The 24780-nt window shown below is 35.5% G+C and carries 19 protein-coding genes and 4 pseudogenes; 13 read left to right on the top strand and 10 right to left on the bottom strand.

Annotation, left to right across the window (positions count from 1 at the left end; all coding sequences use genetic code 11):
* Positions 1 to 205 precede the first annotated feature (205 nt).
* From CYAN7822_RS28280 to CYAN7822_RS28315, 8 genes are all read left to right on the top strand, one after another.
* Complete coding sequence (locus tag CYAN7822_RS28280) at positions 206 to 1390, top strand: glycosyltransferase family 2 protein (protein WP_013334394.1); 1185 nt, start codon at positions 206 to 208, stop codon at positions 1388 to 1390.
* A 39-nt stretch (positions 1391 to 1429) separates the two neighbouring features.
* Complete coding sequence (locus tag CYAN7822_RS28285; RefSeq protein WP_013334395.1) at positions 1430 to 2704, top strand: glycosyltransferase family 2 protein; 1275 nt, start codon at positions 1430 to 1432, stop codon at positions 2702 to 2704.
* A 22-nt stretch (positions 2705 to 2726) separates the two neighbouring features.
* A complete protein-coding gene (locus CYAN7822_RS28290; RefSeq protein WP_013334396.1) occupies positions 2727 to 3932 on the top strand; it encodes a glycosyltransferase family 2 protein in 1206 nt (401 codons plus the stop codon).
* 7 nt (positions 3933 to 3939) lie between these two features.
* Entirely contained in the window at positions 3940 to 4728 is a 789-nt protein-coding gene (locus CYAN7822_RS28295) for an ABC transporter permease (RefSeq protein WP_013334397.1), read from the top strand.
* 1 nt (position 4729) lies between these two features.
* Positions 4730 to 6004 carry an ABC transporter ATP-binding protein gene (locus tag CYAN7822_RS28300; protein WP_013334398.1) on the top strand — a complete coding sequence of 425 codons (1275 nt, stop codon included), beginning with the start codon at positions 4730 to 4732 and terminating at the stop codon, positions 6002 to 6004.
* A 357-nt stretch (positions 6005 to 6361) separates the two neighbouring features.
* Positions 6362 to 6787, top strand: coding sequence for a GtrA family protein (locus CYAN7822_RS28305; protein ID WP_013334399.1), 426 nt, complete (start codon positions 6362 to 6364; stop codon positions 6785 to 6787).
* Positions 6788 to 7230: 443 nt separating this feature from the next.
* The gene (locus CYAN7822_RS28310; protein WP_013334400.1) at positions 7231 to 8772 is read left to right on the top strand and encodes a glycosyltransferase; all 1542 of its coding nucleotides are present in this window, start codon (positions 7231 to 7233) and stop codon (positions 8770 to 8772) included.
* A gap of 16 nt (positions 8773 to 8788) precedes the next feature.
* Positions 8789 to 10156, top strand: a complete 1368-nt coding sequence (locus CYAN7822_RS28315; RefSeq protein ID WP_013334401.1) for a hypothetical protein — start codon at positions 8789 to 8791, stop codon at positions 10154 to 10156.
* Between the two features lie 161 nt (positions 10157 to 10317).
* Here the strand turns inward: CYAN7822_RS28315 and CYAN7822_RS28320 are convergent, their stop codons facing one another.
* Positions 10318 to 11241, bottom strand: a complete 924-nt coding sequence (locus CYAN7822_RS28320; protein ID WP_013334402.1) for a class I SAM-dependent methyltransferase — start codon at positions 11239 to 11241, stop codon at positions 10318 to 10320.
* A gap of 348 nt (positions 11242 to 11589) precedes the next feature.
* Between CYAN7822_RS28320 and CYAN7822_RS28325 the strand changes: the two genes are divergently transcribed.
* Positions 11590 to 12399, top strand: coding sequence for a class I SAM-dependent methyltransferase (locus tag CYAN7822_RS28325; RefSeq protein ID WP_013334403.1), 810 nt, complete (start codon positions 11590 to 11592; stop codon positions 12397 to 12399).
* A 183-nt stretch (positions 12400 to 12582) separates the two neighbouring features.
* Here CYAN7822_RS28325 and CYAN7822_RS28330 read toward each other — a convergent pair whose 3' ends face one another.
* The 6 genes and pseudogenes from CYAN7822_RS28330 to CYAN7822_RS28350 all read right to left on the bottom strand — a co-directional run.
* Positions 12583 to 14262: a choice-of-anchor Q domain-containing protein gene (locus CYAN7822_RS28330; RefSeq protein ID WP_013334404.1), complete on the bottom strand. Its 1680-nt coding sequence runs from the start codon at positions 14260 to 14262 to the stop codon at positions 12583 to 12585.
* 290 nt (positions 14263 to 14552) lie between these two features.
* Positions 14553 to 16352, bottom strand: a complete 1800-nt coding sequence (locus CYAN7822_RS28335) for an Ig-like domain-containing protein (protein WP_013334405.1) — start codon at positions 16350 to 16352, stop codon at positions 14553 to 14555.
* Between the two features lie 247 nt (positions 16353 to 16599).
* The gene (locus CYAN7822_RS28340) at positions 16600 to 16893 is read right to left on the bottom strand and encodes a WD40 repeat domain-containing protein (protein WP_041934072.1); all 294 of its coding nucleotides are present in this window, start codon (positions 16891 to 16893) and stop codon (positions 16600 to 16602) included.
* 12 nt (positions 16894 to 16905) lie between these two features.
* Positions 16906 to 16962: pseudogene (locus tag CYAN7822_RS40560) on the bottom strand (hypothetical protein); the annotation flags it as partial.
* A 17-nt stretch (positions 16963 to 16979) separates the two neighbouring features.
* A pseudogene (locus tag CYAN7822_RS28345) lies at positions 16980 to 18195 on the bottom strand (ISL3 family transposase).
* A 69-nt stretch (positions 18196 to 18264) separates the two neighbouring features.
* A pseudogene (locus CYAN7822_RS28350) lies at positions 18265 to 19389 on the bottom strand (transposase); the annotation flags it as partial.
* Positions 19390 to 19468: 79 nt separating this feature from the next.
* Here CYAN7822_RS28350 and CYAN7822_RS40380 point away from each other — a divergent pair.
* The 3 genes and pseudogenes from CYAN7822_RS40380 (at position 19469) to CYAN7822_RS28360 (ending at position 20841) form a co-directional block, all read left to right on the top strand.
* Positions 19469 to 19904 (top strand): annotated as a pseudogene (locus CYAN7822_RS40380) (hypothetical protein).
* Positions 19905 to 20021: 117 nt separating this feature from the next.
* Entirely contained in the window at positions 20022 to 20171 is a 150-nt protein-coding gene (locus tag CYAN7822_RS38090) for a hypothetical protein (RefSeq protein ID WP_157871975.1), read from the top strand.
* A 40-nt stretch (positions 20172 to 20211) separates the two neighbouring features.
* Entirely contained in the window at positions 20212 to 20841 is a 630-nt protein-coding gene (locus CYAN7822_RS28360) for a response regulator (RefSeq protein WP_013334406.1), read from the top strand.
* 362 nt (positions 20842 to 21203) lie between these two features.
* Here CYAN7822_RS28360 and CYAN7822_RS28365 read toward each other — a convergent pair whose 3' ends face one another.
* Positions 21204 to 21491, bottom strand: coding sequence for a hypothetical protein (locus CYAN7822_RS28365; protein WP_013334407.1), 288 nt, complete (start codon positions 21489 to 21491; stop codon positions 21204 to 21206).
* A gap of 739 nt (positions 21492 to 22230) precedes the next feature.
* On the opposite strand from CYAN7822_RS28365, the gene CYAN7822_RS28370 reads away from it, so the two are divergent.
* A complete protein-coding gene (locus CYAN7822_RS28370; protein ID WP_013334408.1) occupies positions 22231 to 22617 on the top strand; it encodes a hypothetical protein in 387 nt (128 codons plus the stop codon).
* A gap of 231 nt (positions 22618 to 22848) precedes the next feature.
* On the opposite strand, the gene CYAN7822_RS28375 is transcribed toward CYAN7822_RS28370, so the two are convergent.
* On the bottom strand, positions 22849 to 23376 hold the full coding sequence (locus CYAN7822_RS28375; RefSeq protein ID WP_157871976.1) for a hypothetical protein: 528 nt from the start codon (positions 23374 to 23376) through the stop codon (positions 22849 to 22851).
* A gap of 347 nt (positions 23377 to 23723) precedes the next feature.
* Complete coding sequence (locus tag CYAN7822_RS28380) at positions 23724 to 24056, bottom strand: hypothetical protein (protein ID WP_013334410.1); 333 nt, start codon at positions 24054 to 24056, stop codon at positions 23724 to 23726.
* Positions 24057 to 24780 lie beyond the last annotated feature (724 nt).

Consider the following 24780-nt stretch of genomic DNA (forward strand, 5'->3'; position numbering starts at 1 on the left):
GCTACTATAAAGTATTGCTACTCTAATAAGGTATATCCTTATCTCTTTTTTATTTACCGAATTTGCTGTTCTCCGTTCCTAAAACTAGACAACCCTGTACCTCAGCAGCATAAGAATTAATATATAGCCTTTCTCACATTAATGAGGTACACCTTGAATTTAATTTCCTGTTACCTGTTCCCTATCAAAAAGAGCGAATTATTTTATGGCAACGGCTGTTCTCGATCTGGATCTAACCAATCTCCCAGAAAAAATTACACAACTAGATAATTACAGTAGAGCTTTTATTTTGATTCGGTTCAGACAAAAACCCGTCGGCAAAATTACTGTTCCTATTTATCAAGGTTCTTTAAACATAGCAGAAATTAGAAATCAACTGCTAGAAGCCGCCGGTTGGCCAGTATGGGATCAATGGCTTAAAGATTATTTAAATTGGCATGAAACCCCCCATTTCACCCCACCTTTAGCCACAGTAGCCGTTTGTACCCGTGATCGGCCCGAAGATATTAAACGCTGTCTAGAAGCTTTAATGAATCTGCCTGATGATGGACAAGAAACCATCGTGATTGATAATTGCCCATCTACAGATATAACCCAAAAAATTGTCCTTGAAAATTACCCTAAAGTAAAATACATTAGAGAAGATCGCCCCGGCTCAAGTGCGGCTCGCAATCGTGCCCTAAAAGAAGCTAAACACGACATTGTCGCTTTTACAGATGATGATGCCACCCCCGATCCCAATTGGTTGCGCTCACTGGTGCGTAACTTTGACGATCCTAGAGTGCTTTGTGTCACCGGGCAAGTCATGCCGCTAGAACTAGAAAATGAAGCTCAAGAATGGTTTGAAAGTTATAGCCCCTTGGGACGCGGCTTTAAACGTCTTGTTTTTGACGGCATTGAGGCTCATCGCTATCACGTGGCCCGCATAGGCGTTTCGGCCAATATGGCCTTACACAAAAAACTATTAGAAACAGTAGGAAACTTTGACGAAATATTAGGCGTAGGAACCCCTACTCGTTGTGGGGAAGATCATGATTTATTCTCTCGCATTCTAGCCCAAGGCTATAAAATTGTTTATGACCCAACAGCATTAAGCTGGCATCGTCATCGTCGAACTTGGCCAGAAATGAGTAAAACCCTTTATGGATACGGGACCGGAGTCTATGCCTTTTGGACTCGTAGCTTATTAGTAGAAGGAGAATTAGGCGTTTTACTTCTGCCTATGGGTTGGTTTCTTAATCAGCAACTCCCCAATATTATTAAATCAATTTTTAAAGCTCCCAATAGTACCCCTTTAGAGCTTCTTTTAGCAGAAGTTAAAGGGTGTTTAGTCGGGCCTTGGTCTTATTTTGTCTCCCGAAGACAATACAAAATGAAATATCAAAAGTAAACAGCCAAGAATCAACGCACAAAAATTAATTTATTTACCATGATCAGTTTAATTATCCCCACTCATAACCGGTGTTTATCTTTACAGCGTCTTTTAGATGCACTGCAAAAACAAACTTACCCCCTAGATGACTTAGAAGTGGTGGTCGTTGCCGATGGATGTCAGGATAATACAATTGAAATGCTAGAAAAATATGAAGCACCTTTTAAATTGGTTTTTCTAGAACAACCCGGTTCAGGAGCCGCAGTTGCCCGTAATAAAGGAGCCGAAAAAGCAAGCGGTTCTCTCTTAATTTTTTTAGATGATGATATTAAGCCATCAGAATACTTTGTCGAAGCTCATGTCCGCGCTCATAGCCAAAAACCCGATCAAGTTGTCATTGGATATCTGCCCCCAAAACTAGCAAATCAATCGAGTTTTTTTCAGATTAGACTATGGGCATGGTGGGAAGAAAAATTTTATATCATGGGCAAAGCGGGCCACCGTTATACTTATGAAGATTTACTAAGTGGAAACTTTTCTTTACCCGCTAGTTTATTTCAACAAGTAGGAGGCTTTGACAGCCGCTTTCGTTGTCGAGAAGATTATGAATTAGGAGCCAGATTACTTAAAGCCGGAGCGGATTTGATTTTCGTTAAAGCCGCTATGGGCGATCACTGCGATGAAGTCACTGATTTAGACCGTTCCCTCAGACGAAAACGACAAGAAGGAAAAGCCGATATATTATTTGGTCGTTGTCACCCAGATTTAATGTATAAACTGCGAGTGGCTTCATTTGGGGAATCCTCACCTTGGTTAGAAAAGATTGTACAAAAGTTCATCTTTCAATTTTCTCAATGGACTGATCTATTAGCTTTTGTATTAAGAGCTTTATTAAATCTCCTAGAAATGCTGAAAATGCGGCAGACTTGGGAAAAACTCAATAATCGATTACATGGTTATTGGTATTTACGAGGAATGATCGACGAATTAAAAACCTATAAAGGCTTAATTAGTTATCTACAAGGCGGAGAAATTCGACCCAACTCAGAAGGATTAGAAATTGAAATTGACCTAAAACAAGGATTAGAAAAAGCCGAGCAACTAATAGATGAACAACGTCCCGTTAGTTTGCGAATTCGCTATGGAGAGCATCCCATCGGCCGGATTGCTCCTTGCTCTGGAGCAGAAAGACTAAGAAGCGTTCATCTTCGCCCTCTGTTGATGACTGACTTTGCTTGGCAATTACTACAAGCTGTCAATTTAGAAACATCAAGCCAAGACATTCTTCTGCCTTTTAATACTCAAAAACAGTTAGACTTAGTTAACCTTTAAAAAAATTTAATACTCAATCAATATGGCGACGAAAGTATTTGATATAGACTTATCGAAAAAACTAGAACCGGTTTGGTGCGGGGAAGGATTTGACAGCTTTTGGATTTTGGTTCGTTATCTTCATCAACCTTTAGGTTGGGTTTGGTATTCTCTGCCCGATGTTAATATCCCGATGGTTTCTGCCCAACAATTAGAAGAAGCCATTATAAAAAATTTAGGGCAACAATTACTTAATAGAATGATGGGACAAGAAATTAGTCCCCTGGCCTCCCAAAATCCCCCTCTAGAACCCATCAGTATAGTAGTTTGTACCCGTGATCGAACAGAGCTACTCAAACAATGTCTAAAAGCCCTTTTAAATCTAGATTATCCTAAGTATGAAATCATTATTGTAGATAATGCACCCAGTAATGATGCTACCGCCAAACTGGCTCAAACCTTGCCGGTTCGATATGTCTGTGAACCTAGACCCGGACTTGACTGGGCCCGTAACCGAGGCATTCAAGAAGCTCATTATGACATAGTCGCCTTCACTGATGATGATGCTAAAGTAGATGGATACTGGTTAAGAGCGATCGCTCAGGGATTTCAGCAGCCAGAAGTCATGTGCGTAACCGGTTTAGTAGCACCCGCAGAATTAGAAACCGATGCTCAATATTTGTTTGAGTTTGATTATGGGGGCATGGGTCATGGCTTTAATCGTCGTATCATTAACAAAGAGAGAATCACCGAAACGAATTTACTCTGGGCCAGTAGTTTTGGTGTTGGAGTGAATATGGCTTTTCGCCGAGAAATTTTCGATAAAATAGGCCCTTTCGATCCCGCATTGGATGTGGGAACCCCTAGCCGGGGCTGTGGCGATGTAGAAATGTTTCACCGTTTAGTGGCTAAAGGATATACGATAGCATACGAACCCTCGATGCTAGTGTGGCACACCCACAGGCGCAGCCGCTCAGCCCTATGGCGACAACTTAGCGATAATGGCTGTAGTTTCGGCGTTTATTTGCTCACTTGCCTAAACAATAAAACAGTTAATTCGTCTAGTATTTTGCGCTTCTTTGTTTATGATTGGTTAGGAGGTTGGATCATCAGCCGCCTAGTACGTGGTTATCGGAAACTACCCAGATATTTAATTATTCCCGAAATCTTAGGGATGTTACAAAGTCCTCAAGCTTATCGAGCCAGTCAAATAACAGCAAAAAACAGAGCCGCAAGCTATGCGAATTAACTAAGCTATGAAAATTACTCAAACAAGTCTTTTTCGCCGACGCTTAATTCAGCAATGGGATTTATTGCGTGAATTAGTTAGTCGTGATATGAAATTACTCTACAAGCGTTCTTTTTTAGGAATTGCTTGGACTTTGATCAATCCCTTATTGCAATTAGCCGTTTTTGCCTTTGTTTTTCAGGCCGTTATTCCCATCAATATCCCTCGCTATGCCTCTTTTGTCTTTACGGGATTATTAAGTTGGAATTGGTTTCAAACCTCGCTTTATCAGGCCACAGGGGTCATTATTGCCAATCGTCCCCTGGTTCGTCAGCCCGGTTTTCCGATGGCAATTTTACCCGTCGTGATTACTACCACAGGTTTGATTCATTTTATCTTAGCCTTACCTGTATTAATTATGTTTTTGCTCTGGGATGGGGTACAGTTAACACCAGTAGCATTTTACTTGCCTATTTTACAATTAATTCAATTTGCGCTGACAGTGACTTTGTCTTATTTATTAGCCGCCCTCAATGTCACTTTTCGGGATACTCAGCATACTTTAGGGGTTTTGTTACAATTATTGTTTTATCTGGTTCCCATTTTTTATGATGATACCAGCGTGAAAAATATCCCCCTAATCTACTACTTCAATCCAATGGTTCAGATGGTGAAAGCTTATCGAGATATTTTGATGCAAGGAACACAGCCAGACTGGACCGCTTTGTTAATCATGAGTTTGGTGATCGTGGTATGTTTACCATTGGGTTTAGCCTATTTTCGCCGACAGAGCTTAAGCTTCGTCGAGGAGATTTAAGATGTCAGACATTATTATTGTAGATCAAGTCGGAAAACGTTATCGCCGCTACCATGAGTCAAAACCCCGCACCATTATGGAGGCGGCTTTAGCAGGGTTTCGTAAACTCAAAGCCATTGAGGAATTTTGGGCTTTACGACACATTAGCTTTACCGTAGCACCCGGGGAAATGGTGGGAATTATCGGCCAAAATGGGGCCGGTAAATCAACATTATTACAACTCATCGGCGGCGTTGGCCGTGTTGATGAAGGACGGATCAAAATTAAGGGAAAAATCGGTGCTTTACTCGACCTAGGGGCCGGGTTTTCCTCAGATTTAACCGGACGAGAAAATGTCTTTGTCAGTGGCGTGGTTGCCGGCTTAACGCGTGGGGAAGTGGCTAGACGACTAGATGACATTGTCGCTTTTGCTGAATTAGAAGAATCCATTGATAATCCTGTCAGAACCTATAGCACTGGGATGATGATGCGCTTAGCTTTTGCAACGGCCATTCATACTGAACCAGATATTTTGTTAATTGATGAATTCTTGTCAGTAGGCGATTTAGCTTTTCAAGGAAAATGTCTAGAACGAATCGCTCACTTAAAAGCTCAAGGCTGTGCTATTGTTTTAGTCTCTCATAGCACTGACCAAGTTCAAGAATTATGCGATCAGGTTCTTTGGCTACGTCATGGCGTAGCTGTCGCTTATGGAACCCCCGAAGTGATTATTGGGCAATATGTCAGTGAAATGCGTACAGAAACTATTTCTAGAACGCCTGAACGACCTCCCCAATTAACTAAATCGGGTTTAGAACTTCGCGTTAATGAGAATCGTTTTGGCTCTTTAGAAGTAGAAATTACTGATGTACGTCTATTGCCATCGGCTAAAATTGAAAGCGGCGAACCTCTATTTATTGAAATTGACTATTTATGTTCACAAGCGCTCAATAATCCTATTTTTGGGGTAACGATTAGCCGAGAAGATCATCAAGTTTGTTTTGAAACCAGCACCGCCAGCCAACAGAAGTTATTAACAACTATTCAAGGTCAAGGCACAATCAAATTAGCCATTGATCGTTTAGATTTAATCGTAGGTCAATATTATATTGATGTCGGGATCTATGAGTCTAATTGGTCTTACGCTTATGATTATCACTGGCACGTTTATTATTTAACCATTGAAGGAATGACTAGCACCCAGGGCTTTCTTAATCCCCCTCATGTCTGGAAGGTGGAAACCCATGAGCCGCCTGAGTTCAATAAACTTGTCAGAGAAAAACGCTACCAGTCATGATTAGACCTCTTGCATTAATCAAATTTTCTTAGGGTTCTGTTTCCGGATTAGATGTTATCTATTCCCTTTATTGACCAGTTTTTGTGAATATGGCAAGAAATCTATTTTGTTATGATAAAACCCACTTAAAAAAAATTTTTGACTTAACTGATGAGTTATAGTAAAATTAGAGATGAATTTTCACAAAAAAATAAAATTTATTTAAAGATTATTTTTTAGTTTAAGGAATTGTAACTATGATTACATTCATTGGCTCCGCCTTGGTTTGGTGTCCTAATATTGTCCTGCAAATATGTATGTAGGATAAAAATACAGAAGGTATACCAATTATAAAAATAAATTTTCAAAGGATAAATAATGGTGAAATCTAAACAGCAGATCTTAAGATATATAGTATGTGGAGTTATTACCGCTATTTTTAATGTTGTATTCATTTATATTCTTATTGAAACCTTTAAAATAAATACTCCCGTATTTCGCAATATCGCTAATCTTGTTGCTATTGAAATCTCTTTGCTTTTTAGTTTTTTTGTATATAAAACTTGGGTTTGGAGCAGCTATAAATCAAGCAGGAAAGAAATTTTATGGAAACAGATCCCCCGTTATCATATTTCTTGTGGCGTAGTTGTGGTTAGCCGAATTTTTTTAATCTTTCCAATTTTAGACTGGCTCAAGGTTAATTATCAAATTAATACTTTAATAGGAATCGCCTTGGGGTCTGTTATTAACTATATCATTAGTGATAAATGGGTTTTTAACAACAAAACAAATACAAATTTTTAATAAACTTAACCAAGATTTTTAATTTTAAAAATAAGTATTTCGGCATCAATAAACCTTCTGTGTAAAAAAATGTAAAAACCTCTGTTAAGTACCTGGACATAAATAAAGCTTTCTGTATTAAGAAATGTAAAACTCTCCTAATTCTTACCCATTGTCCTTTCCCCCTTCCCCTTTGCCCAATCTCACAGTTAACTTTAATTTTGTCCACCTACTTAGCTTGCCACACAGTTAACTTTGCTTTTGTCCAGCTACTTATAAAAAAAAATCTTAACACATTACACATATATAAGTTATTCCTTTACACAAAAAATATAGATAAAATGTGAATTTTTAATTATAATTATCCTATCTAGCAAATTTTATCAACAAGAGTTGTTAATTTTTTCAGGAAGGTTTATCAATTTTTATTTAATCTAAATCAACCTATTAAAGGAGACTATTAAATGCTAAAATCAAATTCTATTACAGCGCAATCTCTGCAAGATGAAGCCGATATTCGCCTCTGTAAAATTTTAGGAGATCGAGAGCAATACCGAGATAGATACTGGAAAAAAAGCGATCCTATTTATCAAGATAGACTTCTTTGGAGGGCACAAAGCTTCCGTCAAATGGTTCATTTAATTCCCGGTCAAACCATTTTAGAAATTGGCTGTGGAGAAGGTCTTTTTACAGAACAGCTTCTTAAAGTATCTCGTGGAGAAAATCCCATCACAGCAGTTACTTTTGCCGGACTCCCTAAACCTGATAATTTCCCTTCTAATGTTGAGTTTTTGAATAAAATTTCTATTCCAGGAGAGCTTGAAGGACGAGGTTTTGATTTAATCGTTGCTATGGATTTATTAGATAAGCGAAATAGTGCTTGGTTTTTGCAAAAAGTTGATGAATTGCTTAATCCAGGTGGACAAGTGATCTTTTATGAAAGTAATCCTTGGAATATCTTTTTAAGAATGCGCCGCTTTATTGCTCAATTTTTTGGGCGAAAAGACCCTCGAAAACTTCTCAACCGTCCAGAATTATATGAACTGATCTCCGAAATTGGTTTTATCAGAGTTTTCGCCATTTTCAACGATTTTGTCTATGCTCCTCTTACTAAAGAATTAATCTGGTTATTAAGAAATCTTTCTATTATTTTAGAAAATACTCCAGGGATAAAAACACTAGCCGGTTCAATTCTCATCCATGCTCAAAAACCGCCAAGGATAGTAGAGCGCCCGCAAATATCTTTATGTGAACATGAACAATTACGGGGAGCAATTTCTGTGGTGATTCCCTGTCATAATGAAGAGATGAATATTGAACCTTTAGTTAAGCGGCTAAAAGGCTTTTTTGGAGATTATCTTCATGAAATTATTCCTGTAGATGATAATAGTCGAGATAGAACTCGAGAAGTAATTCAACGTTTAGCCGATGAAGATCCCTTAATTAAACCTGTTTTCCGAGTCCCTCCCAATGGGGTAGGAAGAGCATTACAAGATGGCTATCGAGCGGCAACAGGGCGTTATATTTTATCAATGGATTGTGATTTTCAGCATCTTCTACCAGAAATACGCGATTTATTAGATATGGCGGCACTTGGATATGATGTAGTAGTGGGCAGCCGTTTTTCTCGTCATAGCGTACTACTTAATTATCCTTTACCAAAAATCATTGTTAATCGAGGATTTCATCTTTTAGCACAAATTTTATTACTTCGTCCGTTTCGAGACTTGACAAATAACCTGAAACTGATGCGTCGAGAAGTGGTTGAAAACCTCAATTTGACTCAACCTGGATTTGCAATTAATGCAGAGACAGGTCTTCAACCTTTATTGATGAATTATTCAATTATTGAAGTTCCGATTTCTTGGATTAATCGAACGCCAGATATGGGAGTTTCTTCATTTCGATTAGTAAAAGTAGGAGGAGGATATTGGGAAGTTTTGTTACACCTTTTTCTGAAAAAATATTTTAATATAGGTCGCTACTCTACTCAAAAAAAACCCTAATAAAATATTATAAATAATGAAAAATAAATCTGATAGAAACGCCATCATTTTTGTTGTGAGTATCTGGTTAATCATGTTGTTCATGGCTATCACCTGTCTTGTCAGTTATGGTAGAAATATTCCACTATCTGAAGATTGGTTGATGGTTGGTCCATTGACCGGAAATGAACCTAATTTATTAACTTGGCTTTGGTCGCAAAACGGTGAACATCGTATTCCTTTACCCCGCTTAATTTTGCTCACTTTGCTGAAAATTACTCATGGCAATTTTCGGGTAGGAATGTTCCTAAATGTGTTTACTTTAGCCGCCATGTCTTTAGCTTCGATTTTAGTAGCTCGAAAGCTACGTCAGAACAAAACTGACTATATAGATGCTTTTTTCCCAATTATTATGCTTAATTTGGGAAACTGGGCTGATATGTTTTGGAGTTGGCAGTTTACTCAAATCTTACCCACAGCTTTAGGGCAAGTTATCTTACTTAGTCTGCTCTGCCAACCGACTCTATCAACACCAAGCTCAGCCATTATAGCCGGAATTTGTTTGGTTTCATTACCCTTATGTGGAGGTAATGGATTAGTTTTTACCCCTTTGCTCATCGGTTGGACACTGTATTGTAGTATTCTGCAAATCAAAAAATTAAAAATTAGTGGAATATCTAAATGGATTCCGTTTTTTTTATTAGGTTCTGTGGTGTTGACATTATGTTTATTACTCTTTTATTTTGTGAACTATGTAAAGCCAGATGCTTACCCTGCTAGTAAAGGACTAGGAATGACTCTCAAGACGGCGGCACAATTTCTCGCCATACAATTTGGTCCCGTTGCTATCCGTTCATGGGACCTGTTTATTTTTCTAAATTTTGCCTTTTTGCTTCCTACTATATTTGTAGTAATTTCAGCCGATATATATCTTAAAGAAACTGAAAGAAATCGTGCTTTAGTTATCTTGTTATTCCTGGCTATTTCAATTTTGTATTCTCTAGCCATAGGCAATGCTAGATCTGGCATTATTGCCGAATGGGTTTTTTTCCCTATGTGGTACATGATTTTTCCTATTCCTTTTTTTAGTGCGATGTTTTTCGGGTGGGAATTATTTGCAAAATCCCAATGGCAAATAATTTTTCAGAAAAGCTTATTTTGGTTAGTTTGTCTTTTGCTTCCATTAAATATAATGACAGGTTTCACCTTGTTTGGAAATTGGTATGATCACGAAATGGATTCTTTAGAATGGGATATTGAGGCGAAGATGTCAATTTCTCAAATTGCTCAACGTCATAATGATTTACTGATTCATTGGTGGGATGAAAAAGAACTTGCAGATCACATACAAATGCTCTGTAAAGATAGAATGACTAGCTTTACTTTGTTGAGTCAGTGTCAATAAAAACCTGTAAATAAAGACTCTGTTAAACGCGCTGCAAAGGATCTATATCTCCACTAGGAAATAATAGATTCTTCACTTCGCTATTGAGCGGTTCAGAATGACAAAGATAAAATACTCCCAATAACCTAGACTCAAAACCAAAAGTTATGGTGTTACAATTTTTAAACTTTTTTTAGCCAAATACTAATCCCAGGATTTTTAGCACATAAAGGCAAATACTGCTGTAATAAGTCTAGGCAAAAGTAACCTAAAAATGAATTAAAAATTACAATTTCAAAAGAGGTATTGTATTGCAAAAAAGCTCTCAGTATATAAGCTTCATTCCAAGCTCTGCCTTGATATACCCATTGTTTTGGATATTCAAATGGATAACAAATATCATGGAAGTGAACATAAACACCAGGATTCAAAGAGGGTAATATATCGAATAGAATATGATTAACATCACTATCGACTTTAGAAACATGAGTAGAATCAATTAAAAGAATATCTCCTGCTGTCAGTGAAGAAAAAAATTGAGGATCAATATCTTGAAGATTTTTATCAACAATTTCAATGCGCTCTTGATCACCCTCTTTTAAAAGTGAATATAATAAGTTGGGATAGGGTTCAATAAACACACAGGATATTGAATTATTAAAAAAAAGTTCATTAGTATCAAGAATGACACCCGAAGAATAGCCTGAGCCAATTTCAATAATTTTTTTTGGCTGGATATGTCTGATTAAACTATAGAGGATGATTGATTCCCCATAAGAATAATTAGGGTTATCAAAAAAATATCTTAAATGCTTTTGTTTTTGGTCTTGAAAGGGTTGCTCGCTATAGTAAGCACTTAATTGCTTTAGCAAATTGATCTGCTCGTCTTCATTAAGATTAATTCCAGCAATTTGTCTGGGTATGTTGTTAAAAATTTTTTCTTCTCTAGCTTTGATCTCTTCTAAATTTGGAATCGGAGAGTAAAAATGTCCCGGCGGCCATCCAAGCTGATATTGCTCTAGAACATTTTGTAGGTGGGCAATTTTAGCGTAAAGCTCTTTTATATAGGGAATCCGTTGCAAAAGACGCGAGATAATCTTGTTCATATTTTTTATATGATTAATCAGGGAACGTTAGAGTAAATGAACTTCAAGAAGATAATTAGCTTAGGTTAAATATTACACTAAACTCTAAAAAAAGTATAGTTTTTTTTACAAGATTTAATGTAAAAAGAATATGTTAAGAAAAGTTAAAATACTTAATTCGAGCTTACTCTTGCCTGCTTTCTCTCGCTATGTTATATTTTGTATAATAATGTTATTTTTTGTAATTTATTTAATTTTTTATGTTCAATAATCATGTATAATAATCATAATAAATCCTCAAAAAAACAGGATTTAAAATCGTTCTTCTCATTGAAAAATTAACAATTTATCAAACCAGGAAATACTGTTATGACTCAATCTGTTGAATATCCCAATTGGACTGCTTATGAACCTCAATTATTACCGCCCTTGGAATTAATATACTCTGAAGGGGTAACCTGCTTGGAAGAGTGGTATAGATGGGCCGAAGAATGGAGTATGCTTTTACGAGTTTACGGAGGAATAACCCGAACCAGTCAGGTCTTAGAAATTGGATGTGGACTAGGCAGGATTCCCTTTGCTTTAAAAGCTATCCTAACACCAGATGGTTCTTATGATGGGTTTGAAATTTGCCGTTACAAAATCACTTTTTTAGAAAAAAAATTTCATCAAGTTTACCCAAATTTTAAGTTTATTTGGGCTAATATTTTTAACAGCTATTATAATCCCGAAGGAGAAATTCAAGGAAAAAATTATAAATTTCCCTATGTTGATCAATCCTTTGATATTGTCTTTGCCGCCTCTGTATTTACCCACATGTTGCCTGATACGGCTGAACATTATTTTAAAGAAACCTATCGAGTTTTAAAGCCAGGAGGAAAGGCAGTATTTAGCTTTTTTTTATTAGATAATTACCGTCCTGGCCAACCTCGTCCCTTTACCTTTGCATTACCTATCTTTAATTTTGATCATTCTTACGGCGAATATGGCGATCAGTTTGCGATTGTTTCGCCAAATAATCCAGAAGAAATGACAGCTTACCGACTCAGTTTAATTAAGCATTTTGCTACCCAGGCAGGTCTTGAATTAGCTCATGAACCTGTGCCCGGAATTTGGTCAGGAACTCATGTAAATTGGATTGGAGCGCAGGATTTAATAATCTTGCAAAAAACAGCCTAAATAAGGCTACACAATCAACTAAATATCTAAAAATTTTTGAGCATTTTTAAAACTTAACATTATATTTATTTTTGCTAGTCAGGTACGTTAATAAAATGTAACGTGCCTTATTTGTTTTTTTAGCTCACTAAATCATAAGCTCCCAGAGAGTTTTATTGATATCCAGGTACTTAACTCACCTTATTAATTTTTTGGGTTCACTGACTCATAAGCGCCTAGATCATAACCTGAACCTTGGGGTAGAGTAGAGCCATAAAAATCTCTAGTTCCCACATTAATTTTAAACAACAGATTTAAATTTAGCCCTCTATTAATTAGAGGAGAATTCGGTTTTAAAGTATAGGCATTCAACGAGGCTAAATTATCGGTATTACCCATGATACCACCGCCACCAGGATTAAGCAATTTGGGATCAACATTTAACCCTACATTTTCAGATGATAATATCTCTTGATTCGTAGCCGCTTGCCAATTAGTTAAACTATTATAGGTCACATTCCCCCAAGTAATGTTAAAAGCTTCTCCTGTAGAATAATAATTATTTCCCTGAAATAACAAATCTTTAGCACCATTGAGTTGATCCGAAGAAACCTCAACTAATTTTACTCCATTAGTGGTTTGAAAAATATTATTACGCAGGTGCAGGCCCTGGACATCCCAAGTGGGCGCACTAATGTTTTCAATTCTCACAGCTTTAGGATTTCCTGTAGTGGAGGGACTGACAAAAATCGTATTATTATAAACTTCTGCATTCATTATTCTACCATAAACTTCAATGGCCCCATAATCATTTTTTCGTCCATCATTTTCGCTAATATTGTAGCGGACAGTATTGTTTTTATGCTCATAATTATCGAGTCCTTGACAGAGTAAATAGCCAGCCCCATCATTGTCATGAGAATAGTTATACTGCATGATAGAATCAGAAACATTTTGGTCTAAATCAAATCCGTCTCCATCAAGAAGTCCACCTGTACCGTTATGGTAAGACTCGTTATATTGAATAAGTATATTATTAGAATCATAAGTCCATATTCCTACTGGGCCCGGACCAGTATTATCAAATTTACCATTATCATAAGCAATAGAACGTTCGATAATGCCTGTATTAACGCCTCCTAAAACAATGCCACTACCACTACCAATCCAAACTCCGCGTAAGCCAAAATTCTTGTAAGCTTGTACATAACCAACATAAACATTTTCATGGCTATTAGGGAGTTCGGCATAGGTCATCAACCCACTAATACCATTATCATGAGTAATCGTATTAGTAATGGTCACATTACGATAGCCGCTATTTTTATTCCAGCTACCAATTTTTATCCCACTATCTTTAAAACCACTGACATCTACATTACTAATATTGATGTAGTCCAGCTTAGTATTATTCGCTAAATCATTGTAAAAATTAATCCCATTTCCGTTATTAGAGCTAGTCCCAGAACCAACAATAATAAGATTAGAAATTTGATAACCGGCGGCGTTATAAACTGTAATTCCCGTGCCGGTTCCAGCATTAATAACAGCTTTTCCTGAGCCATAAGAACTAATAATAATCGGTGCAGTTGTGGTTCCAGCATCTTCTTGAGTAAATTTGAGATTGGCATCATAACTATAACCTCCTTCTAAAAGAATTTGATCTCCTGGATTGAGGTCTAAACTATTAATTTTAGAGAGGGATTTCCAAGGACTGTTGCTCGAAGTTCCAGTATTTTTATCATCCCCAATCTGACTGATATAATAAATTTTTGGCTCTGTGGAGGTGGGAGCAGTTGGAAGACTAGAAGAATTGGCTACAAACTGAACTTGTACACTCTTGATATGGAAAGTGGGAGGTTGATAACTGCTAAGAGCCAACATATAGCCTTTTTCATATTATTGACATACATTTATTTTACTTAGGAGTTACGCACTCAGAAACGCGGACTAACGAGTTTATGTCCCAAGCGAGCGCGAGCGAAGAATCTCAAACCCATAAAATTGGGTTATGGTGCGTAAGTCCTATTACTGTCTATAGCCGCTTGCCAGAGAGTTATTCCATACTTATAAATACCTAAAGCACTTTATTTTAAACAATGTAAGTAGATGGACAAAAGTAAAGTTAACTGTATTGCCTTGCCACACAGTTAACTATAGTTCTGTCAATCTACTTACCTAGAATGTTGGCTGATAAAATTCATCAAGCTATCATATTTAGGAGAACTAGATTGATTAATATTTTCTAGCGCTCCCCAACTGCCCCACTTGGTTTGTCTGCCAACATCAGCAAACTGCATATATAGATCTCCTCCGAGTTGTTGATACCATTGAGTCATAATCTTATTATAGAGTTGGCCCATACGAGGGTCCTTATTGGCTTTCATAAAGAGATTGGTAATGGCTGTATTATTGACTACTGAACCAACGCCGACTAAATGTTGTCCTCCTTCGTAGGCAACCAGTGGCAGATTATATTTTTTACTAATATCTTGCCATTTAGAAAGACTCGTCCAACCATTGGGTAAATTCTGCCCGACAGAAGTTCCTTTTAAAACGCCTCCGTACATAAGTTCATCAAATAATTTCTTTAATCCACCGTCGGCATCTTTTGTCCAGCTTTCTACTTGTTGTTCATATTGAGGAGTACCGATATAACCGCCCACATAAGGGGCAATGGCAATCACATCAATGGACTTATTAACGTATTGCAAGGCTTGTTCGGCTGTCCAGGGATTGACCGCTTGTGCCCCCATTACGCCAATGACTCGGTCTTTCTGCGTTCCGAACACATTATCCCAAATACTAGCTATCTCGGCGGTTCGTTTTCCATAGCTTTGAGGAGTATTTAGTGTGGCAGAAAGTCCGGCAACGTATTGATTTTGGTCAAAAGAGTCATTCCAAACTTCGTTAGAATATTCTACATAAACTTTTAATCCAGATTTGAGGTTATTTTTGACATAGGTAGCAAATTGGGTGACATATTGGTTGGTTGCTTGATGGGGCATGGTAAACCAAGCATTAGAATTGGTAGTATTAGCCAGTGCCACCATCGCTTCTACAGGGGCCCCTTTTGTTGCCCAAGATGCTGTATTTAAAGTAGGGCGATCACTCCATTCTTTTTGGGTAGAATTATTGGTTTTCATCCAATCCATAAAGCGAAGTGTGCTAAAAGAATCAATTTTCTTGAGAAATTCTGGGTTAAATATATTTTTGCTGTAAGTAAATTCAGAGGCTTCAGGAATGACGCGAATATTCCTTAAATAATTACCCGTCTTATTGGGATCAGTTTGAGTAAGTTTGAGTAAGATTCCGGCATTAGTTGGCGTTACATCAATAACATCTCTACCCGGTTTTGAGAGAGAAGTCACTTTTTTGGCATCAAAATTATACTCAAGGTTCCCTTGCCCATCATAAAGGACAAGGTATCTACCCCCTTTATAATTGCCATCTATAGCATTGGCTAATAGAGTGGACACTGAAGTAAATTGTTGAGTTTTTCCTGTTCCTTTTAAAGAGGTAACCCAACCATTTTTATCAAGGGCTAATAAGCTTTGTTCTTGTGTATTCCAGGTACTAGATGTTTGAGTAATCCACTTCGAGCCGCTTTTATATAAATCTATAAAAGGTTGTTGTGTAGAATAGTAATAGATTCCCGTTAAATTAATACCAATATTAGCTGACTTTACAGTCACTTTTACTTGGCCAGTATCCGTATTTCCCGCTTTATCAGTAACTACATAATCAAAGGTTGCTTGTCCACTAAAGTTTTTAGTGGGAGTAAAAACCGCATTGCCCTTAGTATCTAGAACTGCTGTACCTCCTGAAATAGACTTAAGTGATTTGATTTTAAGTGAATTTTTATCACCAGCGTAGATATCATTGGCTAGGAGATCAGCCATTTTAAAAGTAAGTGGCTTATTAATTACAGTAGTTCCTGTATCATCAATAGCTTGTGGGATACTAATAGCCATTAAGTTTTCTCCAGAATATTACTTAAAGTTTATGGTTTTTTTAATATTTAAGCAGCAATCACAACTAGAACTTATGCAAATATGCTGATCTTGCTACTTATATTATTATAATAGCATTAAAAAATCTTAAGTCATTTATTATTCTAAAATTTTTCTGAGTTTACCTTGTTTTTTGCTATAGTGTTTTTATTTTTTTGCATCTTGTTTTTGATTTTTTGCTATAGTCTCCTTTATCTTTTGGCTTTAACTAGCTCACTCCTTGAGTACGTAAATTGGTGAGCGTGGCTGATGTTAAACCCGTAACTCCTGTTAATCTCATATTTTCATAAAGACGAACATTTCTAAAAGTTAGTAAAGTTTCTCCGCTTAAAAAATCAAAAACAATAATTTTATCTCCCTGATTAATAGCCGCTAAAATAATTTCATCTTTACTACTATAATAAAACGCCCAAATTAGCTCCGTTTTGCTGACAAAAGTCCTCTCTACACTTAGGGTATCAATATTCCAAATTTTTGCCGTATTATCAGCACTTCCACTCAATAATTTCTCACCATTTGGACTAAATAAAATTGACCAAATTAATTTATTATGACCAGCTAAAGTAGCGATATTCGGTTCTTCCGTACTTACTGTGCTAAACTATTAGGATAATGCCCCCGTAAAGCTCGTATTTCAAAGTTTTTAAAATTTCTAAATCCAAATCCACAACGCTTTAATAATTTTAATTTATTATTAATCCCTTCTACTATAGCCGAAGTTGTTCTTTTTTCAAAATATCCAACAACTTCTCCAAACCAACGTTTTATGGTTTTGACGCTCTTTCTATAGTAATGTTCGGCTTTTTTTAACCAATCTATTAATTTTAATGTCCCTTCTCCTAAATTTTTGCTTTTCTCAAATATTAAATGAAATTCTTCTTTTAACTCGTGCATAATAGCTATCTGTGGAGAGGCTTCTTTGATTTGTTCCAGCTTTTCTTTTTGTTTATTAGATAAGTCTTTTTCTCCTTTTAATAATATATATTTACTTACTTTTAAACTGTTAAACAAAGAAGCTCTCTTTTTAATATTTAAGGATTCAGCTATTTTTTTTTGGCCAATCCTGGCTTGGTTAAGTTCTTCTTGAACGATTTTCATTACATGAAATCTATCTATAGTTATATCAGCATTTGGACATAGCTTTTTAATTAATGATTTATAGTTACCGGTCATGTCCATACTTACTTCTTTAATTTGAGCTAAAACTTTTTCTCCAAATTCTAGCATCACTTTTTTGATCTCTGATTGGGTTCGTTTTGAAACTAAACCTAATAATTTATGTGTATCTAAATCCACTAAAACTACTATAAATTTGCCTTGCCCTTTAACTAAACTTATTTCATCTATTCCTAATCGCTGCAAGGAGTCAAGATTAATTGGAATAATATTTAAAGCAATACTCATAACCATTGTTTCAACTTCTTCGGGAGTTAATTTGTTGTTTTTGGCAACATTCTTAATATCACTATGAATAACTTGCTTTGTAATATTTTCGGCATATCTATAAGTGAAATTTTTCTTAGTTCCTACAAAGTCTAAAATTTCACTAAAGGGTTTTTTACAGTTATCACATTTAAATCTACGACGATTTACTCTTAAAATTACTTCTTTATTCCCTATTGGTAAATCTTTAACGCGCATATTTGTTATTTTGATGAAGACGATGGCTCTTGTGACCACAACGAGGGCATTTTGCCGTTTTTGAAGCTTTTCTTACTGATAAAATTAAAGTATTTTCTGCATCAGTGATATCTTCCACTATAACCCCTGGTAAATTTAATAGTTGGGTCATTAATCTCTTCATCTTTAAGTTTTTAAACAAAAAACTAGAATTTATTTCTAATAGTTTAGCACAGTAAGTACGGAAGAACCCAACATCAGGAGTAGAGTAGGCGGTCATTAATAATTTTTGTTTTCCAAAACGAAAAAAGTGTTCCATATCATAACGTTGACGATAAGATTTATAACAATCTATTAGACTTAATTTATAACGGTTTTTTCCAATAACCATAAGCCACATAGATTGCCAAATAAGATTATCTGATTCATCTTTTACAAGAACTTGTAATAAAGTAAAAGGATATTGGTTCATTTTATAAATTTTAGTTCCTTTCATTAACATCTGCTTCCAAGCAGAAATTATTACGGTTAATTGACGACCTTTTTTAGTCGTAAAAAAGACTTGGCTAACCGAGTCAGACTCATGCCAAGTTTTGCTATCTTTGAGGTCAAATTTCTCCCCATACCAACGGGGATGTCCTGAAGTTTGCGTTCTTATTGGTTCAGGAATAAACTGACGATAAAAGACTCGATTACTTCTAACTCTTGAAATAGTTACTACGTTTTGATGCTTAACCTGTTCTCCAATAAAATCCCTTTGGCTATAATCAGAATCAGCGACTAAAACTGATAATTTTTGAGAAAATCAAGGAGTTTTAAAGATTTTTTCAACTTGTTGAGTTCCCCGATTTACTCCTTTCTCACAAGAGGAAACTCTTTCTGCTGATAAGGGAATTACCCAAGGAACATTCTCTGTGTCTATTGGGTCTGGTAAAGCGCAGACAACCGAATAATAATGTCCAATATTAATAGGCTTATTTCCCTTAACGGGATTAGGGTAATGAATAAATGTTTTGTCAGCTAAAGTGTGCGAATAGGGTCGTGGGCAAGGAGTTGTGTCAATTCCGAATAAGTTAAACTCTCTTGAAGAAGTGGGAATTGTTTGAGAGACTGCCGAAAATAAAATCTGAATTTTTTGGGCATAATTTTCATCAGTTTGATGGGGCAAAAATTCTTGAATTCCTCTATACAAACTGTTATAGTCTCGTCTAAATAAAGGATTAAGAGACAATTCTACTACCGATGTGGCTTGTTGATTTGATGAGAGAGCATCGATTAACTCTATAAGAGTTTCTTTTCTGGCATTAAGTCCATTATAAAGATTTTCTCTCCACCGGGAAAACTCACTAATTATCTTTTCAATTTCTGGATTTTTCATGGTCATTCCTAATACCGATATTAATTAGCGTAAATTTTACGCTAATATAATCTTAAGCTAGTCTTATACCCAATACAAAATGGATCGGCAAAAATCTTTGAAAACCAGTCAAGGAACGACTCTGAGAGCCAAGCAAATAAAGGGTCTAATCCGCTCTCTTAAGCAGAAAATTCAGAAAATTCAAAAAGAAGGAGAAGTAGCTCCTCCTAATTGTCATATTATTCGTTACCAAGTTACCCAAAATCAGAAAATTTATTGGTATTATAAATTACAAGCAGCCGAACCCATTTTCACACAAGCCACTGATAGTGCAAAAAAAACGCTCATATGTGTATTTAGGTAAAGCGGGAAGTGAAGCTCATATTGATGCGGTAGAAAAACTAACTCGAAGAGATCTTATTGATGAGTTGGAAAGGGTTATCAATTCCCTAACTGAAAGCTACTTGGATATTTATGTTGGGGGAGAAGTAGAAACAGACTCCTCCTATTATACAGAAGGATTAAAAGATGATTGATTTTTTTGAAGCTTCTCAAAAAATAAAATTTTAATTAGCGTAATTATTACGCTAATTAGGTTTCTCGTTTGTCCAAAGTCCAATTTTGAATGGATACAACAATTACAAGAAGCGGCTATGCAAGCCGATGAAGAAACTATTTTAAAACTTATAGCTCATATTTCTTCTTCTGAAGCTAGTTTATCAACTGTTTTAACTGCTTTGGTTAATGAACTGCAATTTGAAGAAATTATTTTAAAAACACAAGAAATTGTCTGCAAATGCTAAAATTTTTCTAAAAATTAAAACTAAATTCATTTCTAGTCCGATGAAACAGTCTGATTTTAATATTAATAGTGCTAGGGCTAAAATTTTGGTGGTTGATGATACAATTGATAGCCTTCGTCTTATGGCTAATATGCTCACAGACCAAGGTTATAATGTTCGTAAAGTTTTAAATGGTCAAATGGCTTTAACGGCTGCTCAATCAGCCCCTCCAGATTTAATTCTGCTTGATATTAATATGCCTCAACTCAATGGTTATGAAGTCTGTCAACAACTGAAAAATAATCCCATTACAGCAGAAATTCCGGTGATTTTTATTAGTGCTTTAGATGAAGTTTTAGATAAAGTCAAAGCTTTTTCAGTTGGGGCAGTAGATTATATTACTAAACCTTTTTATTTTGAAGAGTTAGTAACCCGAGTTGAAACTCAGCTTAAACTTCGTTTTTTACAAAAAGAAATTTCCAATAAAAACCAAGAAACCAGTAAAATACAAGACCAGTATCATCGTTTATTAAAGCATATTAAAGAAGGTTTTTTTCAAGTTTCTCTAGAAGGAAAATTTAAAAAAATTAATTTTTCTTTAGCTCAATTATGTGGTTATGAATCTATAGATTTTTTTTTAAATGCTTTTGATAATTCTATTTATAATTTATATAGTGACTTAGATTACTGAAGTGAAATTATATTATTATTGGATTCTCAGGAAGAAACTCCTTTATTAAATACAGAAATTTATGCTAAAGATAAAATACTTTTAAAAGTGTCACAAAAAATTTGGGTGGTTAACAATTTTGCTACAAATCAAATGTACTATGAAGGAATTATTTGGAGTTCGTTTATCAGCAATGAAGAATCATTAAATGTTTAAAATAAACCCCTATGCTGTTTTATTTTTAGAGACATTTATTTACTACAATTTGGGCGCAAGGTTTGCGCCCTCTTCTAGATTAGAATTAATCTGTGAGTAAATTAGCCATCTGGCTAGAGCAAGAGTGCCTGTTACTTCTTACCTTTTGCCATATTCAAGCAATATTATTAGGTGCCACTATCGGGATTTTGTTGACGGTTATTTTGGCGTTCTGTACGGTCATTTTGCCGGTCCTGTTGGCGATTATTTCGGCGTTCTGTACGGTCATTGTGCCGGTTTTGTTGACGGTTATTTCGGCGTTCTGTACGGTCATTTTGTTTTTCTAACGGATTGTTTTGGAATTGTGAATAGTCTGTTTGGGCTTTGACAGGCTTGGGACTTAATGAAAAAGTAAGAATCGGTAAAAGCACTAAGACTACTAGAGATTTTATTTTGGTATTTAAGATATTTTTCATAATTTTTAAGTGCTTAGTTTTTGTGCTTATTTAAGCATAAACATTTTTTATAAAACTTCTATCTGCCAATATACAGATTTTTTGATTTCCTTTTTTTAAGAGGACTTGCTTATATTTACCTATTCAAATAGTAGATTATAGCTACACAAAAGGTAGAGGCACAAAGAAAAATTTAGATAAAATTTATAGCTTTTCTCTTTGTAAGTGAATATGAGACAACAAATATAACAATCAGCACTCTTGCATGAGGAAAATCATTGTTCTCACTAAATTTCAGCTTTTAAGGCTGTCCAATCCGCCAAAGGCGGTTCTTATAAAGATAAGTTAAAACCTCAAACCTAATAATAATCAACTTTTTGCCTCCTGCCTTCTGCTATGGAGTTAACTTTGAGATTGGGTAAGAACGGCTCTTAAAAGGCTTTCAGGCCGTTTATACTTTGACTCTCCCGTACTTTTAATATAAGGAAAGCTTATAAATTGTAGGGTGGGTTAGGCACACAGATCAATTTGAGAAGCAAGGGATCAGTTCTGAGCCGCACCGTAACTGGGCACTAAGTACAGTTATTCTGTGAGTAAACTACAATTCCTACTATCCGAGACGGACGACCAAAGGGAAGAGTACCGCCCTGTTTGGGTATCCCTTTTTACCGAGCCGCAAAAATTTTGCTTGTCTTTGCGGAAAAGTTTAAATAGAGATTGTTGTAATCTTTAGTAAAATTAATTAATTCTTGATTTCACTATGACTCAAAAAAGTTTGGCTTTTTATCAAAAGTTTTTTCCCATAGCTTTACTTTCTGGAGCTACCTTTTTGTTTTTTGGAAATCGTGCAACAGCAGAAACATTAAGAACAAATAATTTTATTGTGACGACGACCAGTCGTTGTGAGGAAGGATACGTCACTTGTAATAATGTTATTTATAACGGAACAGATGTAAGAACGGGTGCGTCTATTCAATTAAGAGGTAAAACAATGCACACATCAGGAGTTCATGGAACACCCGGCAGATTCCTTGGTTATGAGTTCCGTAATGGAAATTATCGTTATGTAGTTTTAGAAGAAGGCTTATTACAGGTTTATAAAAACGGTAGATTATTAATACAAGAACCCGGAAAATGGATCAATTAATTTTTTGTTGGCGAATTTACCCACATAAAGAGGCTGTCGGTTTGCCTAAAAACGAAAAGTGTAGCTCTTTATCAATTCTGACAACTTGACTAAAATATAGATTCTCGAAAACAAGATTCTAGATTTCTACTTTATTAAAAGATTCCTTATTAAGAAGAAGCCGCTTGGGGTGTAGATGCTTGACGTGAGTACCTTCCCGAAGCGGTTCGCTTTTTGGAAACAATATTGGCTTTAAACAGCCCAGTCTCGAGTCGGTGGAATCCATTGATTATTATCAATGCTCCATTTAGCTAATTTAATGCCATGTTCTAAAAAAATTTTCGGGATAACTGTACAGTCTTCGGTTTTCCCAGAAGATTGATTTAGGGAAATTAAATGGAGAGTAACAGCATTTTCAAGACATTTATTGGGAAAATTTTGCCACATCTCTACTTCTGTTTCAGTTTTAGCCATTTTTACTTGTGAGATAGTAAAAGATACAAGTGCCTCATACAAAAATTCTCCATCAGGAGTTAAAGAGTAAGTCTGTGAAGGCATTTTATTGAGAGCTTTTACAGATTTGTGTATGTCAGGAATATTTAGCAATTGTTCGAGCATCTTCAGATCAGTGAAATCTCTAACCACTGGGTTAGATATCATTTTTCGGAGCATTTTTTTCTTAGCCGCTTTACCCATACCCATCCGACAATAAATGTTTACTGTTCTTCTATTTACTACCCTATCACTCACCCCGCATAAATGTTTTTTCTCTGCGGACATTCTTAGATGAAACAGCGAATAAGGTATATTAGCACTTTGACAAGTATAATGGTAGCTTATAACTACCAGATTTTTAGCAACAAACTAACTATTTAATTAGAAATGATGCAAAAAAATCAAAAATCGTTTTATTGATCATTATAGCACTGACTTATTATTAATTGTGTTTATATACTTACACTACTATATATATAGGGTACAGGCTTTGAAAAAATTTTTTGAGTTGACAAAATTTTACATTTCTTAATATTGTAAGCTTCTTTGATGTCTTGGCTTTGCCGTCCTTGTGGTGATAAGAAAAGCTTATAAGTTGTAGTTGCAGTAGGATCACAGATAAATTTTATTTTTTAAACAAGCAGCCATCGATATAGGCCGAAGCAATCAACACAAACAAAAACTGAAGCCGCATAAATAATCATCGTAATATCTTTATTTAAAATACTGGCAACAAGCAACTGACTAGAACTCATAGCTAAAAAAACAAAGCCATAACCGCTAAATGTGATTTTAGCCGCTAATAAAATTCCTCCAATTACGGCGCATACACTGCTTGAAACTCGTAAAAAAATTGATATTTTGTAAAGCGTTTTTATTTTTTTAGTTAAAAAACGATTGACAGTCGCGAGTTTGATTATATTTAAAAATTTCACTTTTTTAGCACGATTTGTCCAGGTATTCATTTTAATTACTTTTATTTATATCGTATTTTTATCTAAGTAATTATAGGCTATTTCAAGTAATTTTACTAGGATTAATATCACTAAAAACCTGTGATTTTTATCATTACAAAAACTCTTATTTTGTGTTAATAAAAGCGAGGTTTAATTTAAATATTCACCTATTTATATATGTCAAACAAGTTTTCCGCCCTCATAATATTCAAAAAAGTTTATAAATCGTCTTAGAATGGACGGGCCTAGGAGTTACGCACTAAAAACTTAAAATAATGATTTCATGTCCGAAGTGAGTCCCGAGCGAAGCGAAGGACCGCGAATCATCTCAAACCCTGATTTTTTCATCACAGTGCGTAAGTCCTAGGGCAGATAATTTTAATGATTAGAAAGTAAATTTTTAGCCGCGCCGGAACCGGGCAGGGTGTATTTTGTATATATGTGAACATTTTTTTCCACAATGGCGAAAGAGCCGAACTGAAAACCTTTCTTTCTGCTTACTCCCGACTCTCTAACCTTAGAGTTAACTGTAATGATGTCCAAATATTTAATGGCTTTGAGCTATGCCCACGTACTTATTCAAGGAAAAGTTCACAAACACTTCATATAAGCTTCATATAAGCTTGAGAATTTTAGATTTTATTACAAATTATATAGTTTTAGTATTAAATTATATAAACAAACTATATTATAAAATTAATCATAAATTTATCTCTTTATTTTTGGGTTTTAA

It is taken from the genome of Gloeothece verrucosa PCC 7822 (assembly GCF_000147335.1).
Taxonomy (GTDB): domain Bacteria; phylum Cyanobacteriota; class Cyanobacteriia; order Cyanobacteriales; family Microcystaceae; genus Gloeothece; species Gloeothece verrucosa.